General features: G+C 60.6%; 17 protein-coding genes. 10 read left to right on the top strand and 7 right to left on the bottom strand.

Annotated elements, in window-relative coordinates; all coding sequences use genetic code 11:
- Positions 1-51: 51 nt before the first annotated feature.
- Positions 52-1,035, bottom strand: a complete 984-nt coding sequence (locus NYR50_RS21560) for a GlxA family transcriptional regulator (RefSeq protein ID WP_006315056.1) — start codon at positions 1,033-1,035, stop codon at positions 52-54.
- 129 nt (positions 1,036-1,164) lie between these two features.
- Here NYR50_RS21560 and NYR50_RS21555 point away from each other — a divergent pair, with 129 nt between their 5' ends.
- The 7 genes from NYR50_RS21555 (at position 1,165) to NYR50_RS21525 (ending at position 6,052) form a co-directional block, all read left to right on the top strand.
- Positions 1,165-1,992: an alpha/beta fold hydrolase gene (locus NYR50_RS21555; protein WP_006315055.1), complete on the top strand. Its 828-nt coding sequence runs from the start codon at positions 1,165-1,167 to the stop codon at positions 1,990-1,992.
- 26 nt (positions 1,993-2,018) lie between these two features.
- On the top strand, positions 2,019-2,810 hold the full coding sequence (locus NYR50_RS21550) for an SDR family NAD(P)-dependent oxidoreductase (protein ID WP_174009960.1): 792 nt from the start codon (positions 2,019-2,021) through the stop codon (positions 2,808-2,810).
- Between the two features lie 13 nt (positions 2,811-2,823).
- A complete protein-coding gene (locus tag NYR50_RS21545; RefSeq protein WP_174009961.1) occupies positions 2,824-3,309 on the top strand; it encodes a hypothetical protein in 486 nt (161 codons plus the stop codon).
- A 262-nt stretch (positions 3,310-3,571) separates the two neighbouring features.
- Complete coding sequence (gene blh / locus NYR50_RS21540) at positions 3,572-4,867, top strand: bifunctional sulfur transferase/dioxygenase Blh (protein ID WP_174009962.1); 1,296 nt, start codon at positions 3,572-3,574, stop codon at positions 4,865-4,867.
- Entirely contained in the window at positions 4,861-5,214 is a 354-nt protein-coding gene (gene bigR / locus NYR50_RS21535) for a sulfite-sensing transcriptional repressor BigR (protein WP_174009963.1), read from the top strand. Before blh ends, bigR begins: the two co-directional genes overlap by 7 nt.
- Positions 5,211-5,618: a YeeE/YedE family protein gene (locus tag NYR50_RS21530; RefSeq protein ID WP_006315050.1), complete on the top strand. Its 408-nt coding sequence runs from the start codon at positions 5,211-5,213 to the stop codon at positions 5,616-5,618. Before bigR ends, NYR50_RS21530 begins: the two co-directional genes overlap by 4 nt.
- On the top strand, positions 5,615-6,052 hold the full coding sequence (locus tag NYR50_RS21525) for a YeeE/YedE family protein (RefSeq protein ID WP_174009964.1): 438 nt from the start codon (positions 5,615-5,617) through the stop codon (positions 6,050-6,052). The genes NYR50_RS21530 and NYR50_RS21525 overlap by 4 nt, the downstream gene beginning before the upstream one ends.
- A 73-nt stretch (positions 6,053-6,125) precedes the next feature.
- Here the strand turns inward: NYR50_RS21525 and gpmI are convergent, their stop codons facing one another.
- The 6 genes from gpmI to NYR50_RS21495 form a co-directional block, all read right to left on the bottom strand.
- Positions 6,126-7,643 carry a 2,3-bisphosphoglycerate-independent phosphoglycerate mutase gene (gpmI, locus tag NYR50_RS21520; RefSeq protein WP_092771507.1) on the bottom strand — a complete coding sequence of 506 codons (1,518 nt, stop codon included), beginning with the start codon at positions 7,641-7,643 and terminating at the stop codon, positions 6,126-6,128.
- 365 nt (positions 7,644-8,008) lie between these two features.
- Positions 8,009-9,286 (bottom strand): dihydrolipoamide acetyltransferase family protein, encoded by a 1,278-nt coding sequence (locus tag NYR50_RS21515; RefSeq protein WP_174009965.1) that lies wholly within the window; start codon positions 9,284-9,286, stop codon positions 8,009-8,011.
- A 2-nt stretch (positions 9,287-9,288) separates the two neighbouring features.
- A complete protein-coding gene (locus NYR50_RS21510; protein WP_065118089.1) occupies positions 9,289-10,302 on the bottom strand; it encodes an alpha-ketoacid dehydrogenase subunit beta in 1,014 nt (337 codons plus the stop codon).
- Positions 10,303-10,305: 3 nt separating this feature from the next.
- Positions 10,306-11,544: a 3-methyl-2-oxobutanoate dehydrogenase (2-methylpropanoyl-transferring) subunit alpha gene (locus tag NYR50_RS21505; RefSeq protein ID WP_174009966.1), complete on the bottom strand. Its 1,239-nt coding sequence runs from the start codon at positions 11,542-11,544 to the stop codon at positions 10,306-10,308.
- 44 nt (positions 11,545-11,588) lie between these two features.
- Positions 11,589-12,716 (bottom strand): acyl-CoA dehydrogenase family protein, encoded by a 1,128-nt coding sequence (locus tag NYR50_RS21500; protein WP_418138036.1) that lies wholly within the window; start codon positions 12,714-12,716, stop codon positions 11,589-11,591.
- A gap of 12 nt (positions 12,717-12,728) precedes the next feature.
- Positions 12,729-13,844 (bottom strand): acetyl-CoA C-acyltransferase, encoded by a 1,116-nt coding sequence (locus tag NYR50_RS21495; protein WP_236777151.1) that lies wholly within the window; start codon positions 13,842-13,844, stop codon positions 12,729-12,731.
- Between the two features lie 232 nt (positions 13,845-14,076).
- Between NYR50_RS21495 and NYR50_RS21490 the strand changes: the two genes are divergently transcribed.
- The 3 genes from NYR50_RS21490 (at position 14,077) to NYR50_RS21480 (ending at position 17,412) form a co-directional block, all read left to right on the top strand.
- A complete protein-coding gene (locus NYR50_RS21490) occupies positions 14,077-14,550 on the top strand; it encodes an Lrp/AsnC family transcriptional regulator (protein ID WP_006315041.1) in 474 nt (157 codons plus the stop codon).
- Between the two features lie 79 nt (positions 14,551-14,629).
- A complete protein-coding gene (locus tag NYR50_RS21485) occupies positions 14,630-15,802 on the top strand; it encodes an isovaleryl-CoA dehydrogenase (RefSeq protein WP_174009969.1) in 1,173 nt (390 codons plus the stop codon).
- 8 nt (positions 15,803-15,810) lie between these two features.
- On the top strand, positions 15,811-17,412 hold the full coding sequence (locus tag NYR50_RS21480) for a carboxyl transferase domain-containing protein (RefSeq protein WP_174009970.1): 1,602 nt from the start codon (positions 15,811-15,813) through the stop codon (positions 17,410-17,412).
- Positions 17,413-17,417: the final 5 nt, after the last annotated feature.

Below are 17,417 nucleotides of genomic sequence, written 5' to 3'. Positions count from 1 at the left end.
CCGCTACATTGCAAGGGCCGGCATCAGCGTCGGAGCAGCCGCGGGAAAGGTTCAGGCGGCCGCCATGGCCGAGTTGCTGGAAAAGCGGCTTCTATATTCACCCGGCGAAAGCCCGAGAATGCGGTGAAACACGCGGCGAAAGGCGGCAGCATCCTCATAACCAACCGACCAGGCGATCTGATCGACCGAACGGCGGGTGAATTCCAGCAACTCCCGCGCCTTGCCGACCCGCAGATGCTGGACATATTCGATGGGCTTCATACCGGTCGCCGCCTTGAAGCGACGCAGGAAGGTACGCTCCTCCAGCCCGGCGTGACCGGCCATGTCGGTCACGCTCGTCGCCCGCCCGGCACGCGCCTGCAGCCAGTGCTGCACCTTCAGGATCGGCTCGTCGCCATGGGTCAGCCTCGGGGCGAAGCTGCTATAATGGCGCTGCTCTCGCCCGGAAGGATCGATCAGCAGGAATTTGCCGGTCTCGATCATGACCGAAGGGCCGAGCAGCCGGTCAACGATGCGCAGGCCGAGATCGGTCCACGCCATCAGTCCGCCGGCGGTGATGATATCACCGTCCTCGATGACGATCTTGTCTATTTCCAGCCGTACATCGGGAAAACGCTCACGAAACCGTTCGGCAAACAGCCAGTGGGTCGTGGCCGGGCGGGCGGCCAGAAGCCCGGTCGCGGCGATCATGAAGGAGCCGCCGCAACTGGCTGCCAGCGTCGCGCCTTGCGCGTGTCGGTCGAGCAACCAGCGGGCGTAAGGCTCGGCCTCCTCGATTTCTGCCGGCCCGGTCAGCCTACCGGGTACGACAAAGATGTCGGGATGGCCCACACCTGGATCGGTATCATGACAGCGGGAGAATTCACCGCTCTCCCCCATGCTCCAGTGACTGACCCGCAATTTCGGCCCGCCACGATCCTGTGAAAATACCGATGCGATGGCAAAAAGATCGGTGATGCCATGTACCATGGCGATCTGACAGTCCCGGTAGAGGACCAGACCGACTTCCAGCGTGCTTCCCGTTACACCCGCCATGCCCACTACCCCAGTTTTGTCAGTTTTGGCTCGCTTTCTGTCAGAAGCGCCAATCCAGCCCCGGCTGCATCAAGAGTATCTCTATTCCCACGGGACGCAAGCAAGCTGCCTGCAACAGGAGAGAGAGCCATGACAACGATCACCACCAGAGACGGAACGCACATCTTCTACAAGGACTGGGGTCCGAAAGACGGCCAGCCCATCATCTTTTCCCATGGCTGGCCGCTCAGCGCCGATACCTGGGATGCACAGATGGTGTTCTTCGCCAATAACGGTTTCCGCACCATAGCCCATGACCGCCGCAGCCACGGCCGCTCGGATCAGGTCTGGCACAACAATACAATGGATCAATATGCCGACGATCTCGCCGAGTTGATCGAACAGCTCGATCTCCACGACATCATTCTGGTCGGTCATTCCACCGGCGGCGGCGAGGTGACCCGTTATATCGGCCGCCACGGCACGGCCCGCGTCGCGAAGATCGCCCTCATCGGCGCGGTGCCGCCGCTTATGCTGAAGACGGAAAGCAATACCATCGGCCTGCCGATCGATGTCTTCGATGGCATCCGCAAGGGCACCTATGATAATCGCAGCCAGTTCTTCAAGGATCTGACCATTCCCTTCTACGGCTACAACCGTGAAGGCGCCGTGATTTCGCAAGGCATTCGCGAGGAATTCTGGCGGCAGGGCATGATGGGCGGCCTCAAGGGCCAGCTCGACAGTATCCGCGCCTTCTCGGAAAGCGATTTCCACCAGGACCTGAAGGCCTTCGACAAACCAACGCTGGTGCTGCATGGCGATGACGACCAGATCGTGCCGGTCGGCGCTTCAGCACTTTCCACGGTCAAGATCGTCAAACATGCGACCCTCAAAATCTACGAGGGCGCCGACCATGGCCTGACGCAGACCCATCAGGACCGGTTCAACGCCGACCTCCTCACCTTCATCAACGCCTGAAACCACCAGACACCGGAGACACGGACATGACACAGAATACCTTTCTCATCACCGGCGCATCCGATGGTATCGGTGCTGTTTATGCCGAACGCCTCGCACGACGCAGCCACGATCTTATCCTCGTGGCGCGGCGTGCCGAGAAGCTGAAGGCGCTGGCAGCGCAGCTGGAAAAGGACCACGGCATTGCCGTCGAGGTTCTCAGCGCCGATCTTTCCAGGGCGGAAGACCTCGAAAAGGTCGAGGCCCGGCTGCGCGAAGACCAGCGCATCACCGGCCTCGTCAACAATGCCGGCATAGCCGGGGAAGGCGCGATCACGGCACTGGACCCGGCCTATGTGACGACGATGATCAATCTCAACATTCTTGCCGTCACCCGGCTGGCGGCAGCCATCGCGCCGCGCCTTGCCGCCGCAGGCAAAGGCACGATCATCAACATGACGTCGGTCACGGCGCTGATGCCGGCGGCATTCACCGCCGTCTATCCGGCCACAAAGGCCTTCGTGCTCGCCTTCACCGAAGCGCTGCAGGCGCAGCTTTCGCCTTCCGGCGTGCGGGTTCAAGCCGTGCTGCCCGGCATCACCCGCACCGCGATATGGGAAGAGGAACGGCTCGATGCCATCCCGGCCGCCATGGTCATGGACGTGCACGACATGGTGGACGCGGCCCTTGCCGGTCTTGATCTCGGTGAGGCGCTGACCATTCCTTCCCTGCCGGATACGGTCGACCTTGAAAATTTCCTTGCAGCACGCGCAGCGTTGAGGCCCAATCTGTCGCATGCACTTGCCGCCAGCCGGTATCGTGCAGGCAGAACCGAATAGTGGGAGACGTATCATGATCCTTGGACTGACCATTCCCCAATTCACGACATTGCATGTGGCCTTGAGCCTCATCGGCATCGCCACCGGACTGATCGCCCTGCCCGCTTATGCGGTGGGGCGGTGGATGCCGCGCATGACGGCGGTTTTTCTCGTCACCACGCTTGCCACCACGCTTACCGGCTTTCTGTTTCCCATCGGGAATTTCACGCCCGCACTCGGCGTCGGCATCATCTCGACCCTCTTTCTGGCAATCGCGTTCGTTGCGCTTTACGGATATGGTCTCAATGGCAGATCGCGCATCATCTACACGATCGCCGCCACGATCAGCCTTTATCTCAATATGTTCGTGTTGATCGTCCAGTCCTTCCTCAAGGTCGAAACCCTCAACAATCTGGCGCCGAACGGCAACGAGCCGCCATTTGTCGTGGCTCAGACGGTCCTGCTTCTGGCTGCGATCTGTCTTGGCTGGAAGGCGACGCGCCGCAGGCTTGCCACCTGAGGCACGTCGAAATCTAACCGGCTTCCGGAGAAGACGCCCTGTGCCCGAGTAATTTCGGGCACAGGGCGTTTTGCGCGCCAAATGCAGCCAAATCTCCATCCACCCGTCACAAAAAGAAGAAATCCCGCCTCTAGAATTTCCTTTCGAATCCCCCTGAAAGGATCGCAGAAGGCATTGGGCACGACGGCAATTTTCAGCCCTTGCAAATAAACATTATACATTATATGATAATATATACTAATTTAGCAAACAGGAGAAGGCGATGAAGGCCGTAAGGATCAACGAACGTCTGACGGTTGCGGGCCAGCCCTTGATCGCCGACTTCCCATCGCTCTCCGCCCAGGGCTTTAAAAGCATCATCAATGCCCGGCCCGATGGCGAGGAGCCCGGTCAGCCGGGCAATGCGCAGGAAAGAAGCGCCGCCGGTGCCGCTGACATGGATTATGGCTTCATCCCGGTCAGTGGCCCCACCATCACCGAAGCCGATATCCGCGCCTTCCAGCAGAAGATGGCCGAGGCCGAGGGTCCCGTTTTCGCCCATTGCAAAGGCGGCACCCGGGCATTGACGCTTTATGTTCTCGGTGAAGCGCTCGACGGGCGTATTCAGCGGAGCGACATTGAGGATTTTGGCAAGACGCATGGTTTTGATCTTTCCGCCGCCACGCACTGGCTCGAGCGCCAGTCGGCAGCGGTGCCGCACATCAAGGCGTTTTTCGACCCGCACACCTGGAGTGTGCAATATGTCGTTTCCGACCCTGCGACCGGCGGCTGCGCCATCATCGACCCGGTCTATGATTTCGATGAAAAATCCGGCGCGACCGGAACGATGAGTGCCGACGCCATTCTGGACTATGTCGAGAGCCAGGGGCTTTCGGTGGAATGGATACTAGATACCCATCCGCATGCCGACCATTTTTCCGCCGCCGATTATCTGAAGAGGAAAACCGGCGCGAAGACGGCCATCGGCGCCAAAGTCACCGGCGTACAGAAGCTCTGGCAGGAAAAATACAATTGGCCTGATCTCAAGACCGATGGTTCGCAATGGGACCGGCTGTTTGCGGCCGGCGACCGGTTCAGCATCGGTTCGCTGGAAGCCCGCGTGCTGTTTTCCCCCGGTCATACGCTGGCTTCCGTGACCTATGTGGTGGGCAACGCCGCCTTCGTGCACGATACGCTGTTCATGCCAGACTCGGGCACGGCGCGCGCCGATTTTCCGGGCGGCAGCGCCAAACAGCTTTGGGCATCGATTCAGGATATCCTCGCCCTTCCCGACGACACACGGCTTTTCACCGGCCATGATTATCAACCCGGCGGCCGCGCCCCGAAATGGGAAAGCTCGGTTGACGAACAGAAACGCAGCAATCCGCATCTGGCAGGCGTGACGGAAGAGGATTTCGTTCGTCTGAGAGAAGCGCGAGATCGCACCTTGCCAATGCCGAAGCTCATTCTCCATGCCTTACAGGTCAATATTCGCGGCGGCCGCCTGCCGGAGCCGGAAGCGAATGGCAAGCACTATCTGAAGTTTCCGCTCGACGTGCTGGAGGGCAGCACATGGTGACGGAAATCCCGCTGGAAAAAAAACTAGATATCGGCGAGATACCCCTTCCCGCCATGGAAAAACGCGCCACTGAGGTCGCGATACTTTTAAAGACGCTGGCTCACCCTGCCCGGCTGATGCTGGCGTGCACGCTGGCGCAGGGAGAGTTTTCCGTCGGCGAGCTGGAGGCCAAGCTCGATATCCGCCAGCCGACGCTCTCCCAGCAACTCGGCGTGTTGCGGGAAGCGGGTATCGTCGACACACGGCGTGAAGCCAAACAAATTTTCTACCGGCTGGCGGAAGACAAGGCGGCGCGGCTGATTGAGGCTCTCTACGCCATTTTCTGCGCGCCGGAGGAAAATCTGTGACGCCCTATTGGCCCTCTCTCTTCGGCGGCATGCTGCTTGGTCTCGCCAGCATTCTGCTGTTTGTCTTTAACGGCCGCATCGCCGGTATCAGCGGCATCATGGGCAAGGCGCTCAGTGGCGAGCGGCGCTTTGCCGATCTGGCCTTCCTGTCGGGCCTGCTGGCCGGGCCTTATCTTTATGCCGCCGTCTTCGGTCGGTTTCCCGCCGTCACGGCGGTAACGCCATGGCCGCTCATTATCATTGCCGGCCTGCTTGTAGGGTTCGGCACACGCATGGGCTCCGGCTGCACCTCCGGTCACGGCATCATGGGGCTGGCGCGATTTTCCCGCCGCTCCATCGCCGCCACTGCCACTTTCCTGATTTCAGGCATTTGTGCCGCGACGATAGTGGGAGTGCTGTCATGAAAAATCCGGCAGCGGCACGTCTTGCGCTGGCACTCATCGCCGGAGCGCTGTTCGGCTTCGGCCTCTCGCTTTCCGGCATGATCGATCCGGCTCGCGTTTCGGGTTTTCTTGATGTAGCGAGCAGCCATTGGGATCCGAGCCTGATCTTCGTTCTCGGCGGCGCGGTCCTTGTGGCCGTGCCGGGCGTCCTGCTCAGCCGTTTGCTTGTCAGGCCCATCCTTGCGGAAGATTTCAGCCTCCCCGCGAAAACCCGCATCGACCGGCCGCTCATCCTTGGCTCGACGATTTTCGGCCTTGGCTGGGGGCTTGCCGGTTTCTGTCCTGGCCCGGCACTCTCGGCTTTCGCCCTCGGGCTTGCGCCGGTCATCCTCTTCGTCTGCGCCATGATCGCCGGCATGTTCGTTCACGACCGGCTCCACGCAAAAGAGCCCTGAAGCCAGCGCTCGTTCACGATGGACGAAAAGCAGATGGTCGCGCGGGCAAAAACACCTGCGCGACCACGCTCGATTACAGATCGATCAGGCTCTTGCCCGTCATTTCCGGGGGCAACGGCACGTTCATCAGTTGCAGCAGCGTCGGCGCGACATCGGCGAGAATGCCATCATGTACTTTTGCGCCTTCCGGGCCGCCAAACAGGATCACCGGCACCGGATTGGTGGTGTGAGCCGTATGCGGGCCACCTGTGACGGGGTCGACCATGGTTTCGCAATTGCCGTGGTCGGCAATGACGAGCATCGCGCCGCCCACCTTTTCGAGAGCAGCAACGACGGCACCAAGCCCGCGATCCACGGCTTCGCAGGCCTTGATCGCCGCCTGCAGATCACCGGTATGGCCGACCATGTCAGGATTGGCGTAGTTGGTGACGATCAGGTCGTAGCCCTTGCCGATCACCTCCACGAATTTCTCCGTGACCTCCGCCGCGCTCATTTCCGGCTGCAGATCGTAGGTCGCGACCTTCGGGGATTTCGGCATGAAGCGGTCCTCGCCCACTTCCGGCTCTTCCTTACCGCCATTCAGGAAAAAGGTGACATGCGGGTATTTTTCCGTCTCAGCCAGGCGAAACTGCGTCAGCCCCTGCTTTGCCACCCAGGCGCCGAGCGTGTTGACGATGTCGCGCTTCGGATAGGCCGTGGTCATGAAATCATTATGGCGGGTGGAATATTCCACCATGCCCAGCAGCGCCGAAAGCACGGGCTTTTCGCGCGCAAAACCGTCGAAATCATCCGCGCCGATAGCGAGCAGGATTTCACGGGCACGGTCGGCGCGGAAATTCAGGCAGAACAGGCCGTCGCCAGCCTTGAAGCCCTCGTAGCCATCGATCACCGTCGGCAGGATGAATTCATCCGTGACTTTGTTCGCGTAGCTCTGGGCCACGGCGCTCACCGCATCCCTAGCGTGTTCGCCCTTGCCGAGAACCATCGCGTCGTAAGCCTTCTCGACGCGCTCCCAGCGATTGTCGCGATCCATCGCATAATAACGGCCGATCACTGTGCCGATACTCGCACCCTGCGGCAGGCTTGCCACAAGCGCCGCCACAAAATCTTCAGCCGATTGCGGCGCGACATCGCGGCCATCGGTGATGGCATGCACCACGACCTTCAGCCCATGGCTGACCATCAGCTTCACCGCCGCCTGGCCATGCAGGATATGACCATGCACGCCGCCATCGGAGACGACGCACATCAGATGCGCCACACCGCCTGCGGCCTTCACCGTGGCGGCGAAATCAAGCATCGCCGCATTGCGGAAAAAGCTGCCATCCTCGATCGCCAGATCGATCTGGCCGAGATCCATCGCAACGATGCGGCCGGCGCCGATATTGGTGTGACCGACTTCGGAATTGCCCATCTGCCCGGTGGGCAGGCCGACATTCGGGCCGAAGGTGGTGAGCGTTGCATTCGGGCAGGTGGCGAAAAGCCGGTCCATGGTCGGCGTATTCGCCAGAACCGGCGCATTGCTGGATGTGTCCTCGTTCAGCCCCCAGCCATCGAGAATAGTCAGGACAACGGGTTTGGGAGTGCGCATGGGAGGACCTTCTTCTTCATTCGGTTGCCGACGGACAGCGGACCGCCGGGCACCGGAGCGCCCGCGTCCGCCACTATGATCATGGTGAGAAAACATGCTTCTCGTTCTTCTCTTCTATACCCGAAGATGACGAACGCAAGCCTATACCAGCAGCGAAACAGTTCCATGAAGGTCGAAAAAAGCCTGCCCGAAAGTGGCATGTTGTGCCATCCACGCGGTCCCTCACTCCCGTGCCTGTTACAGGAATCCTGCCTACGCGCGTCTGCACGGGGAGAGGATTCCTTTCCAGCCCAAGGAGTTGGGCTGGCCGGCTCCCTGTGACAAGCACAGGGGTGATTGGCGTGAGGATGGCCGGTCGCAGGCGCTCACTCGATGAAAATAAGCGCCGGCTTTTCCAGCAGCGCTTTGACGGCCTGAATGAAGACCGCCGCATCCCAGCCATCGACCACACGATGGTCGAAACTCGAAGACAGGTTCATCATCTTGCGCGGCACAAACCGGTTTCCGTCCCAGACCGGCCGCGTCATGATCTTGTTGACGCCGATGATCGCCACCTCCGGATGATTGATGATGGGCGTCGAAACCACACCGCCCAAGGCTCCAAGCGAACTGATGGTAATGGTGGAACCCATCAGCTCTTCCCGATGCGCCGTGCCGGTGCGGGCGGCTTCCGCGACGCGCGCGACGCCTTCCGCACAGTCCCAGAGGCCGAGCGTTTCCGTGTGGCGAACGACCGGAACAGTCAGGCCCGCGGGCGTTTGCGTGGCAATGCCGATATGAACCGCGTCGTAATGGCTGACGACGCCTTTTTCGTCATCGAAAGTGGCGTTCATGCCGGGATGATCGGCTACGGCTTTCACCAGCGCACGCATCAAAAACGGCAGGATCGTCAGTTTCGGCTGCCCGGAGCGGCGGTTACCGTTCATCGTCGCGCGCAGATCCTCCAGCTCCGTCACGTCGATCTCCTCGACATAGGTGATGTGGGGAATACGTGAGACGGAGAGTACCATCTTCTCGGCAATCTTGCGCCGCAGCCCCGTTACCTTCACTTCCTCGACGGCGCTATCGTGCGGCGTCATCGGCTCGGGACGTTCCGGCCGTGCCCGTACCGTTAAAAACCCATCGAGATCGGCATGGGTGATATGCCCGTCCGGCCCCGTTCCCTTGACCTTGGTGAGATCGATATCGAGATCGTCGGCACGCTGGCGGACGGCAGGGGATGCCAGAGGTTTATGATGCGGCTCGGCTACGGGCGCAGACGGCGCCTCCTTGGTCTGGCGAGCCGCCGGCTGGGTTTCGACTGGTGGCGGCGCTTCTGTCATATCGGCAGGCGCTTCCTCTTCCGTCATCCGGGTTGGCGCCTCCGCCTCAGGCGCGCTGCCATTAGGCGCAGCCGCAGCGACATCGGTTTCGATGCGGACGAGCGGTGCTTTCACCGGCACCGTGTTTCCGACAGTCACGGCGAGCCAGGTGATGATCCCCGCCACCGGCGAGGGGATTTCCACCGTCGCCTTGTCCGTCATGACAGCGGCGAGCACCATGTCCTCATGGACGATATCGCCCGGCTTGACGTTCCATTCCACCAGCTCGGCTTCCGCCACGCCTTCACCGACATCGGGCATCGTGATAACAAATTCCGCCATAATCAGGCCTCCATGACGTCTACGAGGGCACGCCCGACGCGGGCGGGTCCCGGAAAATAGTCCCATTCCTGCGCATGGGGATAAGGCGTATCCCAGCCGGCGACCCGGACGACGGGAGCCTCGAGATGGTAAAAGCAATGTTCCTGCACCAGCGACACGACTTCGGCGCCGAAGCCTGAAGTCAGCGTCGCCTCATGCACCATCACACAGCGGCCGGTTTTGGAGACAGACTTCACGATGGTGTCGAGATCGAGCGGCAGCAGGCTGCGCAGATCGATGATTTCGGCATCCACGCCCGTCTCCTCCGCCGCCGCCAATGCCACATGCACCATGGTGCCGTAAGCAATAACCGTGACAGCGTTGCCGGGACGGCGGATTTCCGCCTTGCCGATGGGGATGGTGTAATGACCTTCCGGCACCTCGCCCATTTCGTGTTTCGACCACGGCGTCACCGGCCGGTCGTGATGGCCGTCGAAAGGCCCGTTATAAAGCCGCTTCGGCTCCAGAAACATCACCGGATCGGGGTCTTCGATCGAGGCGATCAACAACCCCTTGGCATCATAGGGATTGGAGGGAACCACCACCTTCAGCCCGCAGACATGGGTGAAAAGCGCCTCCGGGCTCTGGCTATGCGTCTGCCCGCCAAAAATACCGCCGCCGGTCGGCATGCGCAGGACTATGGGGCAGGTGAAATCGCCATTGGAGCGATACCGGATGCGCGCCGCCTCCTGGGTGATCTGATCATAGGCAGGATACATGTAATCGGCAAACTGGATTTCGACACAGGGCCGCAAGCCATAAGCGGCCATGCCGATGGCCGTGCCGACAATGCCGGATTCGCTGATCGGCGCATCGAAACAGCGGGTCTTCCCGTATTTTCCCTGCAGCCCCTGCGTGGCGCGGAAGACGCCGCCGAAATAACCCACATCTTCGCCGAACACCACGACATCGTCGCTGCGCTCCATGGACACATCCATGGCGCTGCGGACGGCTTCGATCATCGTCATTCTTGCCATGTCCTACCATCCTGCCTTCTGGCGCTGGCGGGCGAGATGCGGTGGCATCTCGGCGTAAACGCCTTCGAAAATATCCTTTTTCGGCGGTTTTTTGCCTTCGTGCAGCGTGCCGTGGCTTTCCGCCTCGCGCTGTGCCTCCATCACCTCATCGGCGATTTCCGCCTCCGCCTGCCGATGCCGCTCGTCCGACCAGACGCCGCGCAGGGTGAGATGTTTCTTGAGGCGGAGAACCGGATCGCCTAGCGGCCAGGCTTCGGACTCGGTCTTGGGCCGATAAGCGCTTGGATCATCCGAGGTCGAATGGGCACCGACACGATAGGTCACATATTCGATCAGTGTCGGGCCGAGATTGCGGCGGGCCCGCTCCACCGCCCAGCGTGCCACGGCATAAACGGCGAGATAATCATTGCCATCGACCCGGAGTGCGGGAATGCCGAAGCCCAGCCCGCGCGCCGCAAAAGTGCCGGAACCACCGCGGGCAATGCCCTGAAAGGTGGAAATAGCCCATTGATTATTGACGATATTGAGGATGACCGGCGCCTTGTAGGTGGAGGCGAAGACCAGCGCGGAATGGAAATCCGACTCCGCCGTCGAACCGTCACCGATCCAGGCGGCCGCAATCTTTGTATCCCCTTTTATGGCGGAGGCCATCGCCCAGCCGACCGCCTGCACATATTGCGTGGCAAGATTGCCTGACACGGTGAAGAAGCCGTGCTCCTTCGAGGAATAGAGCACCGGCAACTGCCGCCCATGCAGCGGGTCCAGCTCGTTGGAATAGATCTGGTTCATCATGGTGACGAGCGGATAATCATCGGCGATCAGCAGTCCTGCCTGCCGATAGGTCGGGAAATTCATGTCGCCTTTGGAAAGCGCCTTGCGGAAGGCGCAACTGACGGCCTCCTCCCCCAGATGCTGCATGTAAAAGGAAGTCTTGCCCTGCCGCTGCGCCATCAGCATGCGGGCATCGAAAGCCCGAAGCCGCATCATGTTTTTGAGGCCTACAAGCAAATCCTCGTCCGAGAGCAGCCCCGCCCATGGCCCTACAGCCTCGCCCTGATGATTGAGAACGCGGATGATCGAATAGGCAAGATCACGCATGCTTTCAGGCGCGGCATCCACCTCCGGGCGCGGCACGGTGCCGGCCTTGGGTATCTTCACATTGGAGAAATCCGGCTCCCCGCCGGGCCGCACCGCAGGCTCTGGAACATGCAGGCTGAGATGTGGCGTTTCTGATATATCCATTCTACTCCTCCCGTCGTGGTCTCCTCCAGACCACGAAACAATCCTCAAAGGTTTCTTGCGATCACCATGCGCTGGACATCGCTGGTCCCCTCGTAAATCTGGCAGATGCGCACATCGCGATAGATCCGCTCCACCGGATAATCCGCCATGTAGCCATAACCGCCGTGAATCTGGATGGCGTCCGAGCAGACGCGCTCGGCCATTTCGGACGCAAAGAGTTTGGCCATCGACGCCTCCGAAAGACAGGGTTCGCCCGCCTCCTTCAGCGCCGCCGCATGCAGCACCAGCTGCCGCGCCGCCGTAATCCGCGTCGCCATATCCGCCAGACGGAACGCCACGGCCTGATGTTCGATGATTGCCTGCCCGAAGGCCTTGCGCTCGCGAGCGTAATCCCGCGCCGCCTCGAAAGCCGCCTGCGCCATGCCAACGGCCTGCGCGGCGATGCCGATGCGGCCGCCTTCCAGATTGGCGAGCGCGATGCGATATCCCTGCCCCTCTTCGCCCAGCCGCAATTCAGCCGGAACCGCCATCTCGGTAAAGGCTATCTGGCAGGTATCGGACGAATGCAGGCCGAGTTTTTCTTCTACGCGTATGACCTCGTAACCCGGCGTATCCGTCGGCACGATGAAGGCGCTGATACCCTTCTTGCCGGCCGCCGCATCTGTGACGGCAAAGACGATGACGACATCGCCATTCTTGCCAGAGGTGATGAACTGCTTCGCGCCGTCGAGAATATAGCGATCGCCATCGCGCCGCGCCCGGGTCTTGAGATTGGAGGCATCCGAACCGGCCTGCGGTTCGGTCAGCGCAAAACCGCCGATCCACTCGCCGGAAGCCAGTTTCGGCAGGGAACGCTGCTTTTGCTCCTCGGTCCCGAATTTCAGGATCGGTACGCAGCCGACCGAATTATGCACACTCATGATGGTGGAACAGGCACCGTCACCAGCAGCGATCTCCTCCAGCGCCAGAGCATAGGCCACGGCACCGGTTTGCGATCCGCCATAGTCCTCTGAAACCAGCATACCGAGGAAACCGAGCTCGCCCATTTCCTTCAGTTCGCCTCTCGGGAACCGGCTTTCCCGGTCACGCGCGGCAGCGCCGGGGGCGAGCCGCTCGCGGGCAAAATCGCGGGCCATGTCCCTGATCTGCTGCTGGGCTTCGTTCAGGATCATCGCCGCCTCCCTTCAATGCCGCTCGATAGCGAGCGCGGTTGCTTCACCGCCGCCGATACAGACGGCGGCCACGCCACGCTTCAGCCCGTGGCGCTGTAGGGCCGCCAGCAATGTGACGACGATCCTCGCGCCGGAAGCGCCGATGGGATGGCCGAGGGCGCAGGCGCCGCCATGCACATTCACCTTCTCATGCGGCAGATCGAGATCGCGCATCGCCGCCATGGCCACGACCGCAAAGGCCTCGTTGATTTCGAAGAGATCGACATCCTTCGCGGCCCAGCCGGTTTTATCGAACAGCTTCCTCATCGCGCCGATAGGAGCCGTTGGATATCCGGCAGGGGCATCCGCATGGGAGGCCTGACCGATAATGGTTGCCAGCGGTGAAAGACCCCGCCTTTCCGCTTCCGATCTGCGCATGAGAACAAGAGCGGCCGCACCGTCTGAGATGGAACTGGAATTCGCCGCCGTCACCGTTCCGCCATCGCGAAAGGCTGGCTTCAGCTGCGGGATTTTTTCCGGCTTAGCCTTGCCCGGCTGCTCGTCCACGGAAACATCACCGACAGGCGCGATTTCCGCTTGGAATGCGCCTTCCGCTATGGCGCGTCGCGCCCGTTCAAGCGAGGTCAGCGCATAGTCATCCTGCATGGCGCGGGTAAATTGGTAGGCTTCAGCGCAATCTTCAGCGAAAGTGCCCATCAGCCGGCCCTTGTCATAGGCATCTTCGAGACCATCGAGAAACATATGGTCGATGACCTTGCCATGGCCGAGACGATAGCCGTTCCGGGCGCGGTCCAGCAGATAAGGCGCATTGCTCATGCTTTCCATGCCGCCCGCCAGCACGATGGAAGAGCTTCCCGCCGCGATCTGATCATGGCCCAGCATGATCGCCTTCATGCCCGAGCCGCACATTTTGTTGATGGTCGTTGCGCCCACGGAATTGGGAATACCGGCGGCAATGGCCGCCTGTCTGGCCGGAGCCTGCCCCTGCCCAGCCGTGAGCACACAGCCCATCAGCACATCATCAATGTCAGAAACCGGAATAGCCGCCCGTTCGACGGCCGCACGGATCGCCGCGGCCCCAAGATCGGGCGCAGCCACCGATTTGAATTCGCCCTGGAACCCACCCATAGCAGTACGGGCGGCCCCGACGATCACGACAGGGTCATGCACAGCCAAATTCACCTCCCTTGGCCACCCTCTCGCTTTGAGAGAACGACCATCATCACGATCTCCTCCAGACCGCGACTGACATGAACGCTATCACCAACTCGAATTCATTTCAAAGCTATTTTGATTGACAGTTTTTTGATTGGCGATATCTTTGATCCAACAATTAGTCATATCATAGAGCAAATGATCCATGATTGAGCTCGACAGTTTCGACCGCAAGATTCTGCATGTGCTCGGTGATGACGGGCGGGTAAGCTGGCGCGATCTTGCTGCCCGTATCGGCCTTTCCTTCACGCCGACGCTGCGGCGCGTGCGCAAGCTGGAAGATGAAGGCATCATTCGCGGCTATACCGCGGTGTTCGATGAGAACCGGCTGCTCGGCAATATGGGCGTTTTCATCTCCGTCACGCTTGAACGGCAGATCAAGGAAGCGCTGACGACCTTCGAACATCATGTCGCTTCCATTCCCGAAGTCGTGGGCGGTTACCAAACGAGCGGCAGTTCGGATTATCTGATCCACGCCATGGTTCGGGATTTGCCGCATTATCAGGAGCTTCTGGATTTCCTGACGACGGTTCCCGGCGTGTCGCGCATCCAGTCCAATTTCGCCATCAAGACATTCGTGCGCCGTTCCGCCGCCTTCACTGGAGGTGACGCGCCATAATCAGGGGTTGCCGGCGCGGAGGAGGTGCCGGCAGCTGACAAGAGGGACGGCGGCAAAGCCGTCCGGAGGAGGAGACGCGATGAGTTTGAACCTCGCCGCCATTTTCGATGCCGATCTCGGCCCGGAAATCGCAGCATTGCGCGACAGCGCCAGTGCATTCGCAGATGATAAAATTGCGCCGCTCGCCGCCGAAATCGACCGCGACGACCGCTTCCCGCGTCAGCTCTGGCCGCAAATGGGTGAGCTTGGCCTGCACGGCATCACCGTTTCGGAAGAGTTCGGCGGTGCCGACATGGGTTATCTCGCCCATTGTGTGGCGATGGAGGAGATAAGCCGGGCTTCCGCTTCCATCGGCCTTTCCTACGGCGCTCATTCCAACCTCTGCATCAACCAGATTCACCGCTGGGGAACCGATGAGCAGAAGCACAGATATCTGCCGAAACTTGTCTCCGGTGAACATGTCGGTTCGCTCGCCATGAGCGAGACGGAAGCCGGTTCCGACGTCGTCTCGATGCGGCTGAAGGCGGAACGCAAGGGTGACCGTTACGTGCTGAACGGCGCGAAGATGTGGATCACCAATGGCCACGAGGCCGATACGCTGGTGGTTTATACCAAGACGGACACGTCCGCCGGTGCGCGCGGCATCACCGCCTTCCTGATCGAAAAGGACTTCAAGGGTTTCCGCCCGGCCCAGAAACTTGACAAACTCGGCATGCGCGGCTCACCCACCTCGGAACTGGTATTCGAGGATTGCGAGGTGCCGGAGGAAAACATCCTCGGGCGTTTGAATGATGGCGTGACGGTGCTGATGAGCGGGCTGGATTACGAACGCGCCGTGCTTGCCGCCGGCCCTGTTGGTATCATGCAGGCGGCCATCGATCTGGTGCTGCCCTATGCCCGCGAGCGCAAGCAATTCGGCAAGCCGATCGGCGAGTTCCAGCTGGTGCAGGGAAAGCTTGCCGATATCTATTCGGCCATGAATGCATCCCGCGCCTATGTCTATGCCGTGGCCCGGGCATGCGACAATGGCCGTATCACAAGACAGGATGCGGCCGGCGCGATTTTGTTTGCCGCCGAGCGGGCGACACAGGTGGCGCTGGATGCGATCCAGCTTCTCGGCGGCTCCGGCTATGTCAATGAAAGCCCGGCCGGACGGCTGCTGCGCGACGCCAAGCTTTATGAGATCGGCGCGGGCACCAGCGAAATCCGCCGGATGCTGATCGGCCGCGAACTGGTAAAAGGCAACGGGTGAGGAATGCGATGAAGCTTGTTTCCAATCTGAACCGTGATCCCGCCTTCACCGCCAATACCGCTTTCATGTCCGGTCTGGTGGAGGATTTGAGAGGGCATGTCGAAAAAATCTCGAAAGGCGGCGGCGACAAAGCGCGTGATCGGCATCTTTCCCGCGGCAAATTGCTGGCGCGTGATCGCATCGAGACGCTTCTCGATTCCGGCAGTCCGTTCCTCGAATTTTCGCAATTTGCGGCCTACGAGGTCTATGACGAACCCGTTCCCGCCGCTGGCATCGTTACCGGTATCGGCCGGGTCGCGGGCCGCGAATGCGTCATCGTCGCCAATGATGCAACGGTGAAGGGCGGCACCTATTATCCGCTGACGGTGAAGAAACATCTGCGCGCGCAGGAAATCGCCACCGAGAACCGCCTCCCCTGCATTTACCTCGTCGATTCCGGCGGTGCTAACCTGCCAAATCAGGACGAAGTGTTTCCCGACCGCGATCATTTCGGCCGCATCTTCTATAATCAGGCCAATATGTCGGCAGCCGGCATCGCCCAGATCGCCGTGGTGATGGGCAGTTGCACAGCGGGCGGGGCCTATGTCCCTGCCATGAGCGACCAGTCCGTCATCGTCAAAAATCAGGGCACGATCTTTCTCGGTGGCCCGCCGCTGGTGAAGGCAGCAACCGGCGAGGTGGTGAGCGCTGAGGACCTCGGCGGCGCGGATGTGCATTCACGGCAATCCGGCGTGACTGATCATTATGCCAATGACGACCGCCATGCGCTGGCGCTGACCCGGCGGATCGTTTCCACCCTTAACCGCCGAAAACAGGTGGAACTGGATATTCGCGAACCGGTGGAGCCGCTTTATCCGACTGACGAACTCTATGGCATTGTTCCTTCCGATACGCGCAAACCCTTCGAGGTGCGCGAGATCATCGCCCGTCTGGTGGATGGTTCTGAATTTGATGAGTTCAAGGCGCTTTACGGGACGACGCTCGTCTGTGGTTTCGCCCATATCCATGGCTATCCCGTCGGCATCATCGCCAATAACGGCATACTGTTTTCGGAATCGGCGCTGAAGGGGGCGCATTTCATCGAGCTCTGCTGCCAGCGCGGCATTCCCTTGGTTTTCCTGCAAAACATCACCGGCTTCATGGTCGGCAAGGCCTATGAGGCGGGTGGCATCGCCAAGGATGGCGCCAAGCTCGTCACCGCCGTTGCATCGGCCAAGGTGCCGAAATTCACCGTCATCATCGGCGGCTCCTTCGGCGCCGGCAATTACGGCATGTGCGGGCGCGCCTATTCACCACGCTTTCTCTGGATGTGGCCGAATGCCCGCATTTCCGTGATGGGTGGCGAACAGGCGGCTTCCGTGCTGGCGCAAATCCGCCGCGACGGCATCGAGGCCGATAGCCGCCACTGGTCGAAAGAAGGCGAAGAGGCCTTCAAACAGCCGATCCGCGAAAAATACGAACGGGAAGGCCATCCCTATTATGCCAGCGCAAGATTGTGGGACGATGGCATCATCGACCCGAAGGATACCCGCCTGGTGCTCGGCCTTGGTCTTTCTGCCGCGCTCAACGCGCCGATTGAACCCACCCGTTTTGGCATATTCAGGATGTGAGGCGA

Origin of the sequence: Agrobacterium sp. El2ro-1b, assembly GCF_048298475.1 — a bacterium.
Classification (GTDB): domain Bacteria; phylum Pseudomonadota; class Alphaproteobacteria; order Rhizobiales; family Rhizobiaceae; genus Agrobacterium; species Agrobacterium fabrum.
This window is presented reverse-complemented; position numbering and strand designations above follow the sequence as displayed.

Excerpts from the sequence above, each read along its gene's own strand:
- NYR50_RS21560 (WP_006315056.1), bottom strand. The coding sequence starts at position 1,035 with ATGGCGGGTGTAACGGGAAGCACGCTGGAAGTCGGTCTGGTCCTCTAC.
- NYR50_RS21555 (WP_006315055.1), top strand. The coding sequence starts at position 1,165 with ATGACAACGATCACCACCAGAGACGGAACGCACATCTTCTACAAGGAC.
- NYR50_RS21550 (WP_174009960.1), top strand. The coding sequence starts at position 2,019 with ATGACACAGAATACCTTTCTCATCACCGGCGCATCCGATGGTATCGGT.
- NYR50_RS21545 (WP_174009961.1), top strand. The coding sequence starts at position 2,824 with ATGATCCTTGGACTGACCATTCCCCAATTCACGACATTGCATGTGGCC.
- blh (WP_174009962.1), top strand. The coding sequence starts at position 3,572 with ATGAAGGCCGTAAGGATCAACGAACGTCTGACGGTTGCGGGCCAGCCC.
- bigR (WP_174009963.1), top strand. The coding sequence starts at position 4,861 with ATGGTGACGGAAATCCCGCTGGAAAAAAAACTAGATATCGGCGAGATA.
- NYR50_RS21525 (WP_174009964.1), top strand. The coding sequence starts at position 5,615 with ATGAAAAATCCGGCAGCGGCACGTCTTGCGCTGGCACTCATCGCCGGA.
- gpmI (WP_092771507.1), bottom strand. The coding sequence starts at position 7,643 with ATGCGCACTCCCAAACCCGTTGTCCTGACTATTCTCGATGGCTGGGGG.
- NYR50_RS21515 (WP_174009965.1), bottom strand. The coding sequence starts at position 9,286 with ATGGCGGAATTTGTTATCACGATGCCCGATGTCGGTGAAGGCGTGGCG.
- NYR50_RS21510 (WP_065118089.1), bottom strand. The coding sequence starts at position 10,302 with ATGGCAAGAATGACGATGATCGAAGCCGTCCGCAGCGCCATGGATGTG.
- NYR50_RS21505 (WP_174009966.1), bottom strand. The coding sequence starts at position 11,544 with ATGGATATATCAGAAACGCCACATCTCAGCCTGCATGTTCCAGAGCCT.
- NYR50_RS21500 (WP_418138036.1), bottom strand. The coding sequence starts at position 12,716 with ATGATCCTGAACGAAGCCCAGCAGCAGATCAGGGACATGGCCCGCGAT.
- NYR50_RS21495 (WP_236777151.1), bottom strand. The coding sequence starts at position 13,844 with ATGGGTGGGTTCCAGGGCGAATTCAAATCGGTGGCTGCGCCCGATCTT.
- NYR50_RS21490 (WP_006315041.1), top strand. The coding sequence starts at position 14,077 with ATGATTGAGCTCGACAGTTTCGACCGCAAGATTCTGCATGTGCTCGGT.
- NYR50_RS21485 (WP_174009969.1), top strand. The coding sequence starts at position 14,630 with ATGAGTTTGAACCTCGCCGCCATTTTCGATGCCGATCTCGGCCCGGAA.
- NYR50_RS21480 (WP_174009970.1), top strand. The coding sequence starts at position 15,811 with ATGAAGCTTGTTTCCAATCTGAACCGTGATCCCGCCTTCACCGCCAAT.